At 57.3% G+C, this 19,446-nt stretch carries 14 protein-coding genes; all 14 read right to left on the bottom strand.

Going from position 1 to position 19,446, the window contains the following annotated elements; translation table 11 throughout:
- Positions 1–358: 358 nt before the first annotated feature.
- Positions 359–1,849, bottom strand: a complete 1,491-nt coding sequence (locus tag Enr13x_RS14645) for a lipopolysaccharide biosynthesis protein (RefSeq protein ID WP_231744301.1) — start codon at positions 1,847–1,849, stop codon at positions 359–361.
- Between the two features lie 126 nt (positions 1,850–1,975).
- On the bottom strand, positions 1,976–2,905 hold the full coding sequence (rfbA, locus tag Enr13x_RS14640) for a glucose-1-phosphate thymidylyltransferase RfbA (RefSeq protein ID WP_145387168.1): 930 nt from the start codon (positions 2,903–2,905) through the stop codon (positions 1,976–1,978).
- 43 nt (positions 2,906–2,948) lie between these two features.
- On the bottom strand, positions 2,949–3,311 hold the full coding sequence (locus Enr13x_RS14635) for a four helix bundle protein (RefSeq protein ID WP_261344180.1): 363 nt from the start codon (positions 3,309–3,311) through the stop codon (positions 2,949–2,951).
- A 59-nt stretch (positions 3,312–3,370) separates the two neighbouring features.
- Entirely contained in the window at positions 3,371–4,420 is a 1,050-nt protein-coding gene (rfbB, locus tag Enr13x_RS14630) for a dTDP-glucose 4,6-dehydratase (protein ID WP_145387162.1), read from the bottom strand.
- 99 nt (positions 4,421–4,519) lie between these two features.
- On the bottom strand, positions 4,520–5,425 hold the full coding sequence (locus Enr13x_RS14625; RefSeq protein ID WP_145387159.1) for a sugar nucleotide-binding protein: 906 nt from the start codon (positions 5,423–5,425) through the stop codon (positions 4,520–4,522).
- A gap of 225 nt (positions 5,426–5,650) precedes the next feature.
- Positions 5,651–6,319, bottom strand: a complete 669-nt coding sequence (locus Enr13x_RS14620) for an acyltransferase (protein WP_145387156.1) — start codon at positions 6,317–6,319, stop codon at positions 5,651–5,653.
- A gap of 212 nt (positions 6,320–6,531) precedes the next feature.
- Positions 6,532–7,896, bottom strand: a complete 1,365-nt coding sequence (locus Enr13x_RS14615; protein ID WP_145387153.1) for a glycosyltransferase — start codon at positions 7,894–7,896, stop codon at positions 6,532–6,534.
- 325 nt (positions 7,897–8,221) lie between these two features.
- Complete coding sequence (locus tag Enr13x_RS14610; protein ID WP_145387150.1) at positions 8,222–9,613, bottom strand: glycosyltransferase; 1,392 nt, start codon at positions 9,611–9,613, stop codon at positions 8,222–8,224.
- An 81-nt stretch (positions 9,614–9,694) separates the two neighbouring features.
- On the bottom strand, positions 9,695–10,231 hold the full coding sequence (locus tag Enr13x_RS14605; RefSeq protein ID WP_145387146.1) for a Uma2 family endonuclease: 537 nt from the start codon (positions 10,229–10,231) through the stop codon (positions 9,695–9,697).
- A gap of 74 nt (positions 10,232–10,305) precedes the next feature.
- On the bottom strand, positions 10,306–10,812 hold the full coding sequence (locus tag Enr13x_RS14600; RefSeq protein ID WP_197456033.1) for a Uma2 family endonuclease: 507 nt from the start codon (positions 10,810–10,812) through the stop codon (positions 10,306–10,308).
- A 766-nt stretch (positions 10,813–11,578) separates the two neighbouring features.
- Entirely contained in the window at positions 11,579–12,481 is a 903-nt protein-coding gene (locus Enr13x_RS14595; RefSeq protein ID WP_145387139.1) for an XrtA system polysaccharide deacetylase, read from the bottom strand.
- 245 nt (positions 12,482–12,726) lie between these two features.
- The gene (locus Enr13x_RS14590; protein ID WP_231744299.1) at positions 12,727–13,671 is read right to left on the bottom strand and encodes a sugar transferase; all 945 of its coding nucleotides are present in this window, start codon (positions 13,669–13,671) and stop codon (positions 12,727–12,729) included.
- 12 nt (positions 13,672–13,683) lie between these two features.
- Positions 13,684–14,334: an exosortase-associated EpsI family protein gene (locus Enr13x_RS14585; protein WP_145387136.1), complete on the bottom strand. Its 651-nt coding sequence runs from the start codon at positions 14,332–14,334 to the stop codon at positions 13,684–13,686.
- 83 nt (positions 14,335–14,417) lie between these two features.
- Positions 14,418–19,427: a tetratricopeptide repeat protein gene (locus Enr13x_RS14580; RefSeq protein ID WP_145387133.1), complete on the bottom strand. Its 5,010-nt coding sequence runs from the start codon at positions 19,425–19,427 to the stop codon at positions 14,418–14,420.
- Positions 19,428–19,446: the final 19 nt, after the last annotated feature.

Raw genomic sequence — 19,446 nt, 5'->3', positions numbered from 1 at the left:
CAGCGATACCTCGTTCGATGGTGCGAGTCGAGCAGCCCAGTAATTGACTGATGTACGGTACACCTCCTCGCCCGAGACGCTGTGCCTCGACAGCCGCGAACCGACGGCGATCCTTTTCGGACAAGGTTGAATAAAAATCGACTGCTCGCTTGGCAGCCAGATCGTCAAGCTGATTTTCGAATACAAACGCCATCCTTGGCACCCTCGCTGGTGGATTGAGACGCGGAAAGTCTACCCCATCCAGCGAAAACCCGCGACACTAATTGTTCCGGCGGTCCTTATCACCCGAGGGTGCCATGCTGCCATCGCATTCCATCTACGCAACGGGTGTTCCATGCCTCCCAGTCGTCTTGGCGGATTACGTGCTTGCACAGAAAAAACGTCTGAGTCTTGGTGGCCCAACTTCAGCAAGGTCAATGAGTCCAGTTGGCTGGAGAACTCGCAAAACTATCGTGTAGGTGAACACCATTGAAGGCAAGCAGATGCACACGACCGAAAGTGCTGAGAAGGCCATTCCAGAAATCGCCGCTTTCAACAGCAGCGCGGCGACACCTCCAAGAGATGCCGCAAGCATTGGTTTTCGAAGTTGCTCGAACTGGCGGAAGAGCGAAATCCCAGGCAGATCAACGAAGATGATTCTGTTTTCTACAAACCAACCAATCAGTGTTGCAAAGAGTAGTGCCCACGCAACGGCTGTTAGTCCCCATCCAATGGCGACTGACGTCATTGTGCAAGAGATAACTAATCGGACCAAATTTGAACGCAGCAGCACGTTAGGCTTCCCGCAGGCAATCGCAACCCTGTGCTTTACAGTCGACAGCGTTGAAATCATTGCCGAAAACGCAAGCACCTGAACGAGTGGTATCGATTCGTGCCACTGGTGGCCAAGCAATAGCGGCACGAGTTCATAAGCAAAAACTGATAACGCAACATAAATTGGCACAATCAGAATCGCAGTGGCACCAATGGCTCGCAAATAGAGATCGCTTATCTCACTTGCATTCTTTTGAGCGCGGGCGAACCGCCTTGAGGCAACTCGGTTTACAATTTGCGTCACTGATTCGTGTGGGAACAACACCAATTTTCGAGAAACACCATAAAAACCAACTGCAGAAGCTCCCAGAACGACGCTGATTAGGATTTTGTCAAAGTTTTGGCGAAGATAGCCGAGGAATTTCACTCCCGACATGTTCGCCGCAAATCCAAACGACGACTTCAGAACGTCTCGATCAAACACCCTCGATGGCGCGAACGGTCGCACGAGATAAAGAGTCACATTTCTGGCGACGAGGCTGGCCAAGGTTCCCAGAACGATCGCCCAGACACCAAACCCCACCACGGCGAGAGCCACCGATACAACTCCCATGACAACGACTTCAGCAATCTCACGAATTCCAATTGCGTAAAAGTTCATGTCACGCTGCAGCAGGCTCTGAGAGACCAACGACATCCCCTCGAGCAGAAAGCAGATCGACAAAGCAGCTGCCACCCAACCGACCATTGGGTTGGCATACATCAACGCAGCGACGGGGGAAAGACAAAGCAACAAGAACGTCGCGGCAGAGCAGATGCCGAGATTCAGCCAATAAAGCGTGCTAAGGGTTCGCTGGTCAATCGTATCTCGCTGAACGATGATTTCGGCGATTGAGAATCCCCGCATCAGTTTCGCAAACATGAAGAACGTGTAAGCCATTTCGATTATACCGAACAACTCAGGCGCTAGCAGCCGAGCCATGACGAGGGAGATCCCTAGGCGTGCTCCGAGAGTTGTGTACTTTGCAAACCCGACCCAGCGAAGAGACTTCGCGACTGATGCGCCCCCCTTCCCGTCTATTGGTTCTTTGTTCAATGTCTGATCGACGGTCTTAATCGGACTTTATTTGATCGAAATGTTGCGTACGCAGCATCGCGGAGAACTTCTTGTTCAGCTGGACCACATTCCCGAAATAGCACAAACCACTGCGTTGCAACGATCTCATAGATGCCCCGTGTTAGCAATGTCGAAATCGAGGAATAGTCCCTGCAAATACTGTCCGTATTCATTGTTCATGGCCAGAGCCTGAATTCTCAAACTTGCTGGAGAGATGTATCCCATGCGCAATGACACCTCTTCTAAGCATCCGATTTTTAGCCCCTGTCGCTTCTCTATTGCAGCAATAAAATTGCATGAATCCAATAGCGAATCACGGGTACCCGTGTCGAGCCAAGCAAAGCCGCGACTCAGTTTTTCGACCGATAACTTTTCACGTTCCAAGTAAACGCGATTGACGTCGGTGATTTCCAATTCTCCTCTTTGTGACGGCCTGAGATTTGCGGCAATTTCAATGACGTCCCGATCGTAAAAGTACAATCCTGGGATAGCGAAGTGTGATTTGGGGGCCTTTGGTTTTTCTTCAAGCGAAATTGCCCGACCTTCTGAATTGAATTCAACAATCCCGTATCGCTGAGGATCCGTAACTTGATATCCAAAAATCGTCGCGCCGTCGATACGTGATGAAACTTGCTGAAGCTGCGTGCTAAACCCCTGTCCGTAGAAAATATTGTCGCCCAAAACCAAAGCCGACGGGCAGTCGCCGATGAAGTCCGCGCCGATGATGAACGCTTGGGCGAGTCCATCGGGACTCGGCTGCTCCGCATATGAAAGCTCAATGCCCCATTCGGAACCGTCTCCAAGCAACCGTTGGAACCCAGGTAAATCATGTGGTGTCGAGATCAAGAGAATCTCCCGAATACCGGCAAGCATTAAAGTTGACAGCGGATAGTAAACCATCGGCTTGTCATAGATCGGCAATAGTTGCTTGGATATGCCTTTGGTGATTGGGTGTAGGCGAGAACCGCTTCCGCCGGCGAGGATGATTCCTTTGCGGGTAGAGGGGGAGTTGGGCAGTGGGGCAGTAGGGGACATTAGGAGGAGGGCAATGAGGGAGAAGGGCAGTGGGGAAGCTGGTCTATGCCTTTGAGCGTATGGAGCGTCGAAGTCCGATCAACATCCGACTGATTGAACCGAGTTGGGAGTCGAGTGATTCGAATGCAGCGTCATTCAGGAATTGGAGTCGTTTGGACAGTTCGAGTTGTGTGTCGAGTTCGGAAAGGGATCCGATGGCGATCGTGAGGAATCGGGAGTAGTCAGCGGCTGAGGATTTAGCTGCCCCCTCGGCGATGTTGGACGGGATTGAAACTGCACAACGACGCATTTGAGAGAGAAGTCCAAACTTCTCTTCCGAAGGAAACGTGTTCGTGCACTGATAGATTGATTCCACCAAAGCCATCGATTCCTGCCAAACACTAAGTCGCCGATGCGGTTTCCCCAAACCTACTCCCCTATTCCCTGTCCTGGCCCACTGCCTGCCCTACCTACTGCCCCACTGCCCTACTCCCCCACTCCCAATCTCTCCATCCGATACTCCCCACTCAAAACACGTTCAACCCACGTGCTGTTGTCCAAATACCACTGAATCGTCTCCACGATCGCGGACTCAAACGAGTGGGCCGGGTCCCAGCCGAGTTCGTCGCGGATTTTTGACGCGTCGATCGCGTAGCGGCGGTCGTGACCGGGGCGGTCGGTGACGTAGGTGATCAGCGATTCACATTCGTGTGCAAGGTTCGGGCAAAGTTCGTTCACCGTCCGGCAGATCGTTCGTACAATCTCGATGTTCTGACGTTCGCAGTTACCGCCGACGTTGTAGGTTTCACCCGGCCGGCCCTGGGCCAGCACGGTGCGGATCGCCGAGCAATGGTCGCCGACGTACAACCAGTCGCGAACATTCTTGCCATCTCCATATACCGGCAGCGGCCTGCCGCCGATCGCGTTGAGCGTGACCAGCGGGATCAGCTTTTCGGGAAACTGGTAGGGGCCATAGTTGTTGCTGCAATTGGTGATCAGGGTCGGCACGCCGAAGGTGTGGTGCCAGGCACGGACCAGGTGATCTGAAGACGCTTTGGAAGCGGAGTAGGGCGAGCTAGGAGCATAGGGCGTTGTCTCGGTAAAGTAGCCTTCGGCGCCCAGTGAACCATAAACTTCATCGGTGGACACATGCAGGAAGCGGAATCCGTCCTTGGTGTCGCCGCTGAGTCCCTGCCAGTGTTTTCGCGTGGTAGTCAGAAGTTGGTAGGTACCGTTGATATTGGTTTCAATGAATGCCCCAGGACCATCGATCGAGCGGTCCACATGCGATTCGGCAGCGAAGTGTACAACCGCATCGGGTGAGTAATCTGCGAACAGCCGATCGAGCAGCTCACCGTCATTAATACTTCCCTGGACGAAAACATGATGCTCATTCTCCGACGGAATGGAATCACGATTGCCCGCGTAGGTCAACGCATCAAGGTTGACAATCCGTGCCAGCTTGTTATCCACGGCATCGCGTACGAATTGGCCGCCGATGAAGCCGGCACCGCCGGTGACGAGAAGGGTTTGCATGATAAGTGTTGCTAGAGGCTAGGTGCTAGAGGCAAGTGAGTAAGGCATGCTGTGCATGCTACGAACGAGCACCTCCGGCATGCACAGCATGCCCTACGACTAGGTCGCCACGCGCTGCTCGTCGCTCGCCACTGCTTCAGGTTGCCACTGTGCGAGCGTCGCTCGGATGCAGTCGTGAATAGGGGTGAGCTTGAGGCCCGCGACGAGTGCTTTGCTGCTGTCCATCACGCAGTTGGATCGCGGGGTCTTGGCGGCCTTGGCCATGAATTCGTCTTCGGAATCGAAGAAGCGGAATTCTTTGTCGCTTACACCGGCTTCCTTGATCATCTCGACGACTTCGGAGGTCGCCACGCTGCCGGGGTTGGTCAGGTTGTACGTGCCGAACGGCACATTTTTTTCGAAGCAGTCCAACGCCGCGGCGACGTATTCGGGCAGATTGGAAAGGCTGTTTTCGGCTTCGAGCAAATTCTCGTAGCGTTGGACTTTGGAGAGGTAATTGCGGGGTGAATCGATGTTTGAAAACGGAATGCGAAGCCGCCAGATGTAACACTTTGATGCGCCTGCTAGAACCTCTTCGCCGAGTGCTTTGGTTCCGGAGTACCAACTGCAGTTGTTTTGGCGGAAGGAGAAGTTGGGTTCGTCCAACTCGGTGAATCCATTCCCATCCGCTCGTCGTCCAGTGAAGATGCAGCCCGACGAAACATGCCCCCAAGGTATCCCGATTGTCTCGCAGGCCTCTTGAATCACGCCCGGCAACACAGTATTCCCAGCGATGCAGTTGGCTTTGTCCAACTCGCACGCGTCGACATTGGGCTTTCCGGTGTATCCGGCGCAATTGATCAGGATGTCCGGCGACGCGTCTTCCAAGACCGAGAGCAATGAGCTAACAGAGTAGACATCGCAATTGGAGCGGCCGATGGCGGTCATTTGATGACCACGGTCGTTGATTTGCTGTGTGAATTCGCTCCCGACGTATCCGGAAGCACCGATAAGAGCGATGTGCATTGCGATGTGGGGCAGTGGATTTTAGGGGCTGGTGCCGGGGTGGGGTGGCAGAAAAATGGTGGGCAGAAAGATGGGTGGGGAATTAGAGACAGGAAAATGGGTGACAGGAAAATAGCGAACACGTATTCAGTCGGGACATTTTCTTGTCATCCATTTTCTTGTCTGTTGTCTTCAATCGCTTTGCAGGTCATTTTTCTTCCCATCATTTTCCTGCCATCTCCCGTCTCAACTGACCAGCGTTCCATCCGCGCGGACTTCGTCCACTTGGGTGGCAGTTGCCCCCGCGGTGTCACTAGCCGAGACAGTACTCGGTTCTCCCCGCTTGCCTACCGGTCGCGCGGGGTTTCCGACAGAAATGGTCTGTGGCTGGGTCGGTTTGGTCACGATGCTGCCGGCTCCGACGACGCACTGCTCGGCGACGTCGGCCAACACGAACGATCCGCCGCCGATCCAACTGTCGCGGCCGATGCTGATTCGCTGGAGCGTTCCGGATTGATCGCGGATGGGGACGTCGAGCCGGCTGATGCCGTGGGATTGTGGACCGCTGGGGATTTGCACGGCCGGGCCGAGTAGGACGTCGTCGTCGAGTGTGGCCAGACCGATCATGCAACGCGGGCCGATGTAGACGTTTTGGTGGAGCCGGGCACCGGTTTTCGAGAACAACACGCCGAAACAGATGGTCGCGGTGGGATCACAGTGGTCGAGCGCAAAACGGTAAAAGGCCACACGGAGGTAGCTGCCGAGTTTGCCGGGGATCAGGGAGAGGAATTGGGAATGGGTTTCGAGGGAGCTGTCGGCGGAGGAGGTGACGGAGAGGAGCAGGTGGGTGAGCAGCAGCGGTGAGATGATCGCGATGGCGATGGTTTGGACGGTTGTTTTCAGGAGGGTGGTCACCGGGGAGTTGGCAAAACGATGGGGGCAAGACGATGAAGGCAGGGTGGAAAAAGGCAGGATGGCAGAATGATACGGGGCAGAATGATGGGGTGCTAACAGCTCAGCAACGAGCCGAATATAAGTGCCGGATCTCTCAAAGTGGGATAGGCTTCCAGCCTGTCATCTCAGCATCGACAGGCTGGAAGCCTATCCCACTTATTTGCCGTTCGTTGCTAACAGCTAACAGCTACACATGCCAGTTGTTGGTACAGCTCGTGGTACTTGTCGACGGCGCCCGAGAGGTTGAAGTGTTGTTGGACTTGCTGGCGGGCGGATTGGCCGAATTGGTGGGCCAACGACGGATCGTTGAGGAGTTCGAGCAGTCGGCCGGCGAGGGCGGTGTCGTCGGCTCGGGGGACCAGGTAGCCGTCGATGCCTTGTCGCAGGTGTTCGGAATTGCCGCCGACATCGGTGACCACGCTGGGGCACTCGCTGGCCATCGCTTCGAGCAGGGTCAGTGAGGCCGCTTCGCTGACGCTGGTCAGGGTGAACACGTCGACCGCGCGGAGGATGTCGCCGACGTCGTCGCGGATGCCGAGGAAGCGGATGCTTTCAGAGAGGTGAGTCGTGAGTGGTGAGTCTTGAGTTGAGTTGTCACCGTTGAGCAAAGCGTTGCCGGATTCCTGGCTCACGACTCGCGACTCAGGACTCGAGACTTGCACGCCTAACCCTCCCCTCGCTGCGCTCGACCCTCCCTGCAAGGGAGGGTGACTTTTGGGGGATTGGGGTGACGCGCCGCTCGCTGACGCTTCCCGCTGGGGTGGAGTGGTCGCGTTGCGGTCGGGGGTGGCGGCTAAAGCCTGGACACCAGCGCGTTGGAGGTCGTCGATTAGGGTTTCGATGTTTTGGCGTTCTTCTCCGTCGCCGACGAGGAGTAGTTGGGCTTCGGGGAGTTTTTGGTGGACCCGCGCCCAGGCTCGAATCAACGTCGCGTGGTCTTTGACGATGTGGAACCGTGCGATGCAGGCGGCGTAGGGACGGTCGGGATCGAGCCCGAGTGTTTGGCGGAGTGCGTTGCGTTCCGATTCGTTGCCTCGCGGTGGCAGTTCGGCGAGGTCGACTCCGTTGGCCAACGTGAAGGCGTCCGGGAATCCTTCGATCTCGCGGAGTGCCTTGGTACTGAAGTCGCAGCAGGCCGTGGTGATGTCGGCGTAGCGGTTCAGCAACCAGCGGTTGGCGATGTGACGTTTCCAGGAGATCACGTCGGGGTAGTGACGCCCGTGTTCGGTGAACAGGATTTTCGCCTTGGCACGGTGACGCAGCCGTGCGAGCGCGGAGTAGAAAAACGGAGTGTATTGATGGGCGTGCAGGATTTGGATGCCGCGATCACGGATTTCGCCGGCCATCCGCTGGGGGACCTTCGCGTCGAAGCCGGGCTTCCGATCCAGCACGATGACGGGAACGCCTTGATCGCGTAGCTGGTACCCGAGTTCGCCGACGTCGTCCAGACAGAAAATCGTTGCCTCGATCTGGTCGCCCAACCGCTCGATGATCTGTTTAACCAGAACTTCCGCGCCCGCCACTTGCATCTTGTGCATAACGAATGCGACGCGGATGGGGGGATGGGGTGGGTGGTTCAAGGTAGAGTGGGGCAAGACGATGGGGGCAAAACGATGAAGAGGGGAAGGCAGAATGATTCGGGGCAGAATGATGGGGTGGGGACAGATGGATGTTGGTCAAAACATTGGGTGGTCAGAAAATGGTAGGAAGATTATGGGGTAGGAAGATTAGAGAAGATGTGATGCACAGCATCACCTACTTTGCTCCACACCATTTTCTTGTCACCCATTTTCCTGTCTTCCTTTTCCCCACCCCATTTTTCTGCCCATCATTTTTCTGCCATCTCCCCCCAATCAACTCGTTTCATGATGCACAGCATGACCTACGGCTGCCAACCGCTTTCTGAATGAGCTCTGTGATTTGTTGCATTCTTGCTGACCAGGCGTAGTGGTTGACGACCAGGTCTCTCGCGGCGTTGCCGATTGACGTGCGGCGCTGGGGGTCGCTGGCGAGATCGCAAATCGCGTCAGCCCAAGCCGCTTCGTCGTCGGCGATGATGAATTCGCTGCCGTCGATCGCGTCGATGCCTTCGGCGGATTCAGTGGTGGTGATCACTGGCAAGCCGCAAGCCATCGCTTCGAGAACTTTGTTTTGGATGCCGCGGGCGAGTTTGAGGGGACTGATCGCGATGTCGGCGGCGTGCAGGTACGGGCGGACGTCGGGAACTTCACCGACAAGCGTGACGCCGTCGAAGGACGCGAGATCTTGGACGGCTTGGTTGGGCCGGCGGCCGACGATGGTGAGCTGGACGGGGAGGCGTTGGCGGAGGGAGGGGAGGATCTTGGTGCAGAACCAGACCAGGCCGGTGACGTTGGGCGGGTAGTCGAGGACACCGGTGAAGAGCAAGTGGCTCGTTGAAGAAGACCCTCCCCTCGCTTCGCTCGACCCTCCCTGCAAGGGAGGGTGACTTTGTAATTGGGATGACGAGCCAGTCGCTGACGCGTCCCGCTGGGATGGATTGGACGCGCCGGTCGCTGACGCGTCCCGCTGGGATGGCGGGCGGAAGTAGTCGGTGTTGACTCCGTTGGAGACGCCGTGGACGGGGGTGGTGGTGGGGATCGTGGATTTGAACAGGTTGGCTTCTTGGTCGCTGACGAGTGTGATGGCGTCGGCTTTCTCGGCGATGCGGTGTTCGAGGTCGCGGACGCGTTTGGATTCGATGGAATAGATCCAGCTCTTCGGGCCCGTGCGCTCGACCGAGAGTTGGCGCCATTTCTCGCTGTCGACGTCGACCAGATCGACGATCATCGGTGTGTCGCGGAAAGCGTCGTGTTCCACGTAGGGGAACATGCTGCTGCAGAACACCAACGCGGCGTCGAACGGTTGAGTTTGCTGGGAGGCGAGGACTTGATCGGTGATGGTCGGACTGTGGAACAGGCCTTCGGTGAGGCTGTGGCCGCCGAGCAGGGAGCCGCCCGCTCGCAGCCAACGGGTCTTGCCGACCGGTGCCGTGATGACGGTTTGGCAGATTTGTTGGACGTGTTGGAGTTCCGCATCGGAGACCGGTTCGTCGTGCGGGCAGGCCAGCGTGACGTCAAAGGATTCGGCCAGCACACGCATCAGGTTGTAGGATCGGATCCGGTCGCCACGATTGGGCGGGTAGGGGAACCGATGGGTCAGCAGCAGGACGCGTTTGCGGCGCGCGGTGCTGGCGGGCTTGGTGATGGGAGCGTTGACGGTGGTGGAGGCGGGCAAGACGATGGAGACAGGGATGGCAGAAAAATGGGGGGCAGAAAAATGGAGGTGGGAAAATGATTCGGGGAAGATTAGGGGCAGCTAACGGAATAGCTTTTGCAGGTCGACGGTGATGGTGCAATCGTCTGCTAGGTTCACGGTCAGGGTTGCGGTTTCAATGGTGTGGGATATGTAGTGGCCGTCTTGGAGTGCCATCTGTGTCACGGAGCTTTTCTCGGTGTCGACGATCAAGTAGTGGGGGACTTGTTCGCGCTGGTAGAGTTCTCGTTTGTATCCAAGATCGTTGGTTCGGGTGGACGGCGAGAGGACTTCGATGACTAATGAGGGCAATGATTGGAGATGCCGATCGGGGATCTCTCCGCAGACGACCAGCAGGTCGGGGCGAACGACGGTGTCATCGCTGACGACCCAGTCCAAATCCACGATGGCTTGGCAATCACAGCTGTTTGCTTCGATATCGGATTGAATCAACCAGGCGAGACGGGTGACCAGCACTTGGTGCCGACCGAAGGGCGACGGCGTCATCGCAATCGGAATCCCTTGATGCAATTCCCAGTCGCCCTGCCATTGGCAGTAGTCGCCGTAGGTGTAGTGGGGAAGGGAACTGGGTTGCGACATGGGGATGGGACGGAGAGCTATTGGCTAATGAATAGGAGTGGCAAAACGATGGGGGCAAGACGATGAAGGCAGTGTTATCGGAAGACGTCTTTGATGCTGAGGGTCCATTCGGGAACGGCGGGGCTGCAGTCGAGGGTTTCGTCAAGCTGGTAGACTTCGATTTGCTTGCGGGAAGGGTAGCGGTGAATCGTTTGGGTTTCTGGATCGACCAGGAGGACCAAGTTCGTGCCGGCGTCGAGCCACTGGAAGGCTTTGGATTCGACTCGCGAAAATCGGTCGCTCGGTGAGAGGACTTCGACGGCCAAATCGGGAGCGAGCGGTAAGTACGCGATTTCGTTTTTGATGGTTGCGTGACGTGCTTTGCTGACGAACGCGGCATCGGGGGCGAGGACGGTGTCGGGATCGGTTTCAATCCGGAAGCCGGTCTCGGCTGCATAAACGACTCCCAAATCGTTCGCGTCGACATGCTGCATCAGCAGATGAGCCAAGCGGATCGCGATTCGGCCGTGACGGCCGCCGGCAGGTGACATCATCCGTAATTCTCCTGCGACGAGCTCGTAGCGGTACCCGTCAGTGACCATGCCGAAAAGTTGCTCGGCAGTCGTTAGCGTGGGTGTCGTGCGGACGGGCATGGGGAGAGTGGCAAAACGATGGGGGCAGGATGGCAGAACGATACGGGGCAGAATGATGGGTGGGGATATCAGCGGGACGCGTGAGCGAGCGGCGGGTGGGGTTCAGGTTGTCACGCGCCACTGGCTGACGCGGCGTGCCGGGGTGCGTGGTGCTGGGGATGGCAGAAAAATGGAGGGCAGAAAAATGGGGTGGGGTGGAGGGGAGAAAGACAGGAAAATGGGTGACAAGAAAATGATTTGGGGAGGATTGGGGTGGCGCTTCGTCGCGGAGGTTGCCAAGACGATTGGAGAGCGACAACCGACCGATTGTGTTGCCGCATCACCTACATCATCGAACTGCCTTGACCGATTTTCTTGTCATCCATTTTCTTGTCGCCTTCTCCGCGCAACCCACATGCGTGAAGTGACGACGCAACATTTTCCTGCCCCTGATTTTTCTGCCATTGTTCGATCCGTCGACTGATGATGCATAGCATCACCCTCCTTGTCTCCTTGTCTCCTTGTCTCCGTCAAAGCGGACTTCGTCCGCTTGGGTGACAGGCGGTTTCTGTTTGCCTGGCAACCATGCGGTTGAATCGGATTATTTTGGGGGTCAAACGTTACCAGGGGTTGCCTGGCGGCGGTCGACGCGGGAGGCCTGCGGGAATCTCACCCGCTGATTGTCACCGTTGGTGACCGGTCGCACTCGATGAAGCGGAAGGGCTCGGTGGCTGGTTCATCGACTGATCGAGGCGTTTAGATCGGAGCGTTTGTCGGCGGTTTTCTTCTGATGCCGGTCGGCATCCTTTCGTGATTCGGTCATGGTTCCGAACGACAATCGGTTCATCATACGACGCAGTTTTCGTTCGGTGCGTTCCAGTCCGATGTAATGTCGGAAAGCGGCCGAGCGACGTAAACCTTTCACGCGGGGTTGCTGGGGGTCGATTTCCCAGGGATGAATGTAAAACATCGCCGGTCGGTGTTTCTTTTCGATCGACTGAATCGCGCGGACGGTCAAGTGAAGTGGCAGTAGCCGGAAATATCCTCCCCCGACCGGCACCGGGGCTTTGCCGAACCTGGCGATCGATGGCGGATATTCGCGGATCGGTCCGTGCGTGGTCTTGCGGGTATGGATGTCTTTTCGCGATCCCGGGACGCCGTAGCGGTCGTGCCCCGCGATCGGAAAAATGCTGCTGTCGTCGGTGAAACCGTTCTCGACCAGAATGTCCAGCGCCCAGAGTGATTCTTGAATGATCGAAAAACTGGGGGCGCGATAGGCGGTCGGTCGGATGCCGCAAGCCGTGTAGATGGCATCGCAGCTGTCGGTGATGTCTTTGGCGAATTCATCCGGGGTGATTTCGTAAACCAACCGGTGCCAATAGCCGTGTGACGCGATTTCGTGACCGGCGTCGGCGATCCGCTTGACCAGTCGGGGAAACCGTTCGGCGACCCAGCCCAAGATATAAAACGTCCCCCGCACCTCGACATCATCGAACAACGACAGCATGCGATCGGTGCTGCGTTCGACCCTGCTTTCCAGTTGGTCCCAATCCGAACGGCACACGCGATCTTCCATGCCGGAGACCTGGTAGTAGTCTTCGACATCGACGGTCATCGCGTGAAGGGGGCGGCCGGTCATGATAGTGGGGTTTGGGAGAGTTGATGGTGCGACGTGGGATTGGCTTCCAGCCTGTCATTCGTTTTCAGCATCGACAGGCTGGAAGCCTATCCCACGTTTTGCGAGATTGGTTTTTGGGTCGCGTCACTGGCTGACGCGTCGTGCTGAGATTGGGACCGCATGGTTGTACTTAGGTCGATGCGGGAGAAAAGTGATTGACCAAAGACGGGGTGGTCAGCAAACGGACATGCGAAATGGTACGGGGTTCATTTTGGTGCGTGGCGACGGTCGCAACGAATCGCGGGATTGCTCCGATGATCGGGGCGGTCGGATCGCTCCGCGGAGTTGCTTGCAACGGAAGCCCCTTGTTCAGGAAACAGTTTTCGATGGTCGGCGGGCAGGATGATGACAGATTCGGCCACCAAGTGGGCTCGACACAGGGACAGCAACTTCATCGCTCGGCCACCGCGGATTCCGACAACTCGCAGTCCGGTCGCGGTCAGCATTCGCAAATCCAGCCACAGGTCGGCGTTCTGGATGTACAGCAGGTCCAAAAACTGTTTACGTTTGACGTCGGCGACGGTTTCATCGGGTTCCAAATTGATTTGGGCTAGGCCAGTGACACCGGGTTTGACGACGTTGCGGTGGTAGTAGTCATCGATGAACGTTGTCAGCACCCCGCAAATCTCCGGCCGCTCGGGACGCGGTCCGGTCAGCGCCATTTCGCCCTTGACGACGTTCCACAACTGGGGCAATTCGTCCAGGTGGGTGCGGCGAAGGACTTTGCCCAGCGGCGTGATGCGTTTGTCTTTTTTGGTGCTCCAGACGGGCTTGCCGCCGCGTTCGGCGTTGACGTACATCGAGCGCAGCTTGTAGACGTAGAACGTTTCGCCGTGCAGCCCGACACGTTTTTGGCGATAGATTCCCGGTCCTTTGGACGTGATCCGGATCAGTCCAATCAGCACGGCGATGACCGGCGCCGCAGCGAGGAACATCACACCACCGAGGACACGTTCGACCGCGTACTTGCGGCGGAAGTATTTGGCGCGTTCGACGGCAATGCGTTTGCAGTCATCGATGCTGGACGTCCGCCGCGGCTGTTCACGCAGATCATGCGTGTCGGCGCGTTCCCGGTCGCTGACCGCCGTCGAAATCGAGGAGTCTTCATCGCTGTCGTAGTAGTCGTCTTGTGGCGATGCAAAATCGAGCACGGCGCAATCCTTTTATTGAACGAGTTTCTCAAGGTGGGGCAAGAACGCTTCTAAAAACGAATGACAGGGATCAATCGCCGATCCGGTCACGGGACCGGCAAGCTGGATCTTGTACAGGTCGTCAGTCAGCCAAAAACGCGGGCTGTCCGCGGCGACGAATGCCCCACCGTCGCTCCATCCGTAATACACTGCCAACGATGCTTCTGGCTCGTCATCGCGGCTGAATTCGACCGACCACACTTGGTGACGGTCTTCTTTCGTCTCGAATGTCTCCATTCGACGCGGTCGGGTTTGTTTGGTTCCGACCGAACTGTAACAGACTTCGGGGGTATGCACCGCGATCGGGCCGCGGGGCCCGTACATGACGGCAAAGTTGATCATCACGCCGGTTTCGGTGTGTTGATAAACACGAACGACCGAACCGTAACAACGCAGCAATCGCTGTGCTGATTCCGGAAGGTCTTGCTCGTCGAGCATCTTCCAGGGACCGATCGTTGTCGGCAACTGATTGAGCAATGCCCCTTGATCGGATCGCGACGTTTGTGTCGTCCAGCGTCCGTCCAGGTAGCCGTGCACAACTCCCGACAGCAACGTCAGCGCCAGCAGACTGGCAACGATGACGCGTCGTGATTGGATCGGGTGGGATTGATTTGAATCAGTCATGGTTTTGAGGTCTGGAAGGCTTTGTTTCGTGTTCCGTCAGTCGTGTGAAATACGAGAGGTTTCGGGTGAAGAAATCGTCAAGTTTAAGCCGCTTCTTTGGTCTCCGATGCACCGGTACCGAGCCGTTGTTGCAACTCCTTCAACGCATCGCGTTCGGCGGGTGTCAGACCTTGGAGATCCAATTCTTGAAAGTTGATCTCGGACCAAATCTTCTTCGCATCCTGGAGTCGATTGAGTTTCAAGAGTGCTTGAACCAGATGGAATTGATACCGGGGCAGATTTTTTTCTTCACCGCTTTCGATCGCTTTTTCAAATTGCCGAACCGCTTCTTGAACCCGGTTACCGCGTAACAGGACGGTCCCCTTGGTGTCCAGCAACTCGGCACTTTCGCCGGCAACCTCGATCGCGGCGTCGATGTGTTTGAGTCCTTGGAGTTCACGGCCGGGCAGTTCGGCGAAGATCATCGCCAGATTGTTCAGGGGGCGAAGCCGCCGTGGGTCGGTGCGTAAGACTTTCAGGTACAACGCGATGGCTCTTTCGTTTTCGCCTCGCTGCATTGCCAAGGTGGCAACACCGTCATTGAGCGCCGCGTTCTCGGGGTACGCCTTGACCGCCTCATCCAGGATTTGTGCATAGCGTGGTTCGACCATGTCCGGATCAAGGGCGAGCAACGCTTCGACCAGCAAGACCGCCGTGGTGGCCGCGTGCTGTTCGTCATAGCGATCCGCTGCGACTGCGGCAGCCTGGTCGTGCTGCCCCGCCAGCGACAACGCCACGATGTAATTGGCAAAGGAGTCTTTGTTGGCTTCGTAGGCACGGCGGAACCAAGCCAGGCCTTCGTCAATAAATCCATTCCTCATCAACGCTTCGCCGGCAACCGTTTCCACTCCGCCGGCCGCGGTGCTGGCATTTCCCGTCGAGGGGTCGTTTGCCCATTGGTCCACGATCGATGGCAGGTTTTCTTTGTCGCCACCCTGTCCAGCCAGCATCATTTCGATCTTCAACACTTCCAACGCCGATCCGGGCAACGTTTTCAATCGATCGATGACTTGGCGTGCTTCATCCAGATCTCCTTCATCGTTGACGGAGATCAGGAATCCGCAATAGCGGGTCATGTCGACCAGTGCGGGATTGTCTCGATCGGCGAGTTGCTTGAACACTCTTCTGGCTTCGGCGATGTACTGATCTTTATCGAACTGCTTTTGTTCCGACGGAGTCAGCTGGTCATACTTTGACGCCATTTCGAACATCAGTGCCGCTTGGACACGAGAGGCACCGAGACCGATTTCCGTCGGGCTTCCCGCCATGTCACGTAGCAATCGCACTGCTTCTTGCCGCTGGTAATGCGATCCTTTCGACGCGAGGATCAATGCGTACACCAAACGATTCTGTTCGGTGACGGCCTGGTCGCTGTTGAGCAGCGTGGCGATTTGATCCCAGTCGATTTCTTGACCGCTGTCGATCAACTGTGCCGCCAGTTCGGTACGGATCCGAGGGTTGTTTGGGTCTTGGCGGAACGCTTGTTCCAGAATGGCCAGGGCGTCGCCACCTCGGCTTCTTGATCGCAGCAACCGCACCAATGCCATCTGCGCCTTGAAGTCGGGACGGAGCTCATTGGCGGCCTTCAACTTCTCGATCGCCTCGTCGACACGATCCAGGGCGATCAACGCCTTGGCTTCCAGCATGAATCGGTCCGCATCCTTCAAATCGCTCTTCTGCAGTTCGGCCAGCGCCGCTTGGATCTTTTGCTTGTCGCCGACGGCCACCGCCAGACTCATGCGTGCCGACGCAACCGCTGACTTTTGGGCAGGCGTGTCGGCCAAGCGTGCTGCCGTCTCAATTGCTTCGTCGGCGTCCTTCAATAGCTGCTCTGCATCGAGCTCCTCGGCGACGTCGCTATCGGAAATCGTTTGGGCTCGCATCACCAGTGCGAATCGTGCGTAGACCAACCAAGCGATCGGGTCATCGACGTTGTCCTGGGCGATTTGCTTGGCTGCATCCAAGGCCTGTGAATAGTCACCTTTGCGAATCGAAATACCGATCGAGATTTCGTCGTAGGGATCCAGATCGCTTTGGGTGGCGATGCCTGCCAGACGGATCTCCCGTTCGGCTTCCTCGTCACGCCCGAGTGTAAGCAACGCTTGCCAGAGCAGTTGTCGCGTACGAAGTTGTCGATCACCGGAGTTGATGCCGCGACGTAATTGTTCGACTGCCGACGCGTAGTTTCCGCTTGCAAATGACAACCAACCGCTGAGCGCGACGGCGTTGCCCCAATTGGGACGCAGGGACTGCAAGCGGCTGATCAACGACTTGGCACGCGTGTAATCTTTCTCGTCTCGTTGCACGCCTCCCCGCGCCAGCAACTTATCGACCAACTGGGTCGCATCGATCAACAGCGAATAGGCCGGCGATGTCTCCGCTTGGCTACCGGTCGCGCGAGCGCCCGAACGATACCCTTCGACACGATGCAACTGGGACAGAAACTGCTCCATCTCTGCGGTCTGCTCTTGAAGCTTGGCGATTTGATAAAGCGAAAAATAGACCGCTGGGGTCCGTTGAGCCTCAGGGATGCGGAGCAGGGCCTGTTTGGCCAGATCGGGTGATCCGGCGCGTTTGGCGTATTCCGACGCCGTTTGCGCAAGTCCGGTTGCGGCTTGCGAATCGTCTTCCATCGCCTTGAGTAGCAACTCGCTGGCCTCGGCATGCTTTCCGGACGCGGCGAGCACGCGGGCACGCAGCAATTTCTGCTGGACGGGAGAAAAATCGTCGCTCGAATCGAGCCGCTTGAGGACCGATTCGGCTTGCTCGGGTTTGCCTGCTGCCGCCAGCCGTTCTGCCGCGTACATCTGCAATTCGGTGTTGCTCGGATTCGCTTCGGCCAACGATGAGATTTTGGCGGCGAGCTCTTCCGATTGAAGGTATTCTTCGGCGAGCACACCTTCCGGGGGCAACTGGGCCCGCAGGGTTTGCAAGCGAAGCTGTTCTGCGGAAAAGGTGTCACCGGCTTTTTCCAACAATTGTTCCAAGTCGCGGATCCGCGATCGGAGTGTCGCAATCTCGCGCTGTTCGGGGATCAATCGCAACTGGTACGCAAACTCGGCTTCCAGCGAGGCAACGCGGACACGGGGGACGTTTGACAGACGGGCCCGCTGCCACTGTTTGGCAGCCTGCAAGCGGTTGCCCGAGCGGGTCCAGGCTTCGCCGCTGGCTTGCACCAGTGCTTGGTTGGTCGGAAAAAGCTCGGCGGCTTCGGTCAGCGTCGTTGCGGCCAAGTCGAAGGCGAGCTGTCGCTGGTAGGCTCCGGTCAACTGCGAGATGCCGGCGATTCGGATCTGGGGCTCCAGCCGAATTTCGTCGTCGGTCAATCCATCGAGCAAGCGAATGATTTGCCGATCGTTTTCTGACGACGTTTCCATCCCGGCAATGACGGTCGCCCGAGCCACCTTTTTTTTCCAATCGGCGTTGGTAATCGCTTCAGCAAACGCCGTTCGATCGGCCAAACTGATTTGATCGCTGGTCATCAGCATCAATTCACTTTTCTTGGCATCGATAACGCCTGCGAACTTTTCAATCGCATTTTCGGCTGCTTTGGTTGCCGCAGGTTTCTCGGCCTGGTCGGCGTCGGCGGCCCGCCGCGCGAGCGCCCAGGCGACGTTGCCGAGCAGATCCAAGTTATCGTCGTTGACGACCGTCAGCCCTTCCTGCCAAAGCTCAATCGCTCGATCCAAGTCTGCCGATGACTCGGCGAGCAACCCGGAAACGAGATAGGTTTGCTTGACGGCATCGGGACGGACCGGGACCGAGTCGACCCCGAGGTCACGCAATTGCTTCAGCCAGTCGGTGGCGAGCTTGATTTCATCTTCGGTCGCGATCGAAACGGCGGCACGGTCGACGATCGATCCGGCACCGAAATAAACACACTGATAATCCCAAACCAACGCTTCGGCTTCGGGGCTCAAACGCAGCCCCGGCTCCGGCTTGTCTTCCTCGGTGTCGTCCGTTTCCGATTCGGGTTTAGCGAAATCTTGCGCCGCCAGCCTGGCCGATGCTTCGGCGGCAGCCGCCTTGATCAACTCGCTGGCCTTGGCGCTTTCTCCGGCCATCGAAGCGTACCGATAAAGCAAAATTTTGGCACGCGAGTCCGGACGCGCGTGGAGTCCCAGCAAGACCGAATCCAGGACTTCGGCGGTGTCCTCGTCCAGCGACGCAATGGTTCGGGTAAAGGATCCGACATTCTGTTCGTCGCTGGCGATTGCGATTCCAAACGATTCCGGATCGGTTTGCAGCAGCGCGATGAAGGACCCGACCAAGTCCAGGTCATCCGGATTGCGTTTGACCGCTTCACGCAACACGATGCCCGGCGGTTGGTGAGACAGCCAGCCGTAGTAGTCCGCTTCCAGCTCAACCGCATTCGGATCGCGATCTTGGTAGAGCATTTCTTGGACCTGCCCGACGATCGCGATTGCCAGCCACTTGTGGGCTTCGGCGTCATTGCGATCGGCGTCGAGCAGCCGGACGTGGCGCTCAACGTCTTTGTAGAAGTAGCCTCCGCTTTGGATTAGGCGGTTGATCAACCGCTTGCGCAGATCACGTCGCGTTTCCGCATTGGCATCATCGACACCGTCGTCTTCCGCGCTGCCAAGGTAAGCGATCGCCGTACCGAGGCGTTTTCGTGCCGTCGTGACGCGTTGGGCCAGATTCTCGCGTGTCGCCTCGTCGGCTGCGACATCGGCGGAGATTGCCGCACGGATGATTTTTTCGTGGTCCTCTGGATGCAGTAGCAGATAGCTCGACAACCAGCGAACCTCCTCGGCGGGCTTGCCGTCGGCAGCGGCCTGATCGGCACGACTGAGGAACGTGCTCGCCGCCTTGCTGGAATGGTAGGCGTAGGAAGCGACCGTTGCGACCATCAGAAACGCGACACCGAGTGCGGTGTAGCCGACCAGCCGCCAATCCATCACCCAGTGGTAACGCCGGGCGTCCAGTTTTCCGGCATGCGATTCAGAGATCACCTCTGGCTCGTGACGGGGATCAGCTTGCTGCGGCGCGGCGATGGGGGCGTCGCCGTCTACAGTCGATGTGGGCTGGGGCATGATGGGGTCTTGATTACGA

The organism is Stieleria neptunia, assembly GCF_007754155.1.
GTDB lineage: Bacteria > Planctomycetota > Planctomycetia > Pirellulales > Pirellulaceae > Stieleria > Stieleria neptunia.
This window is presented reverse-complemented; position numbering and strand designations above follow the sequence as displayed.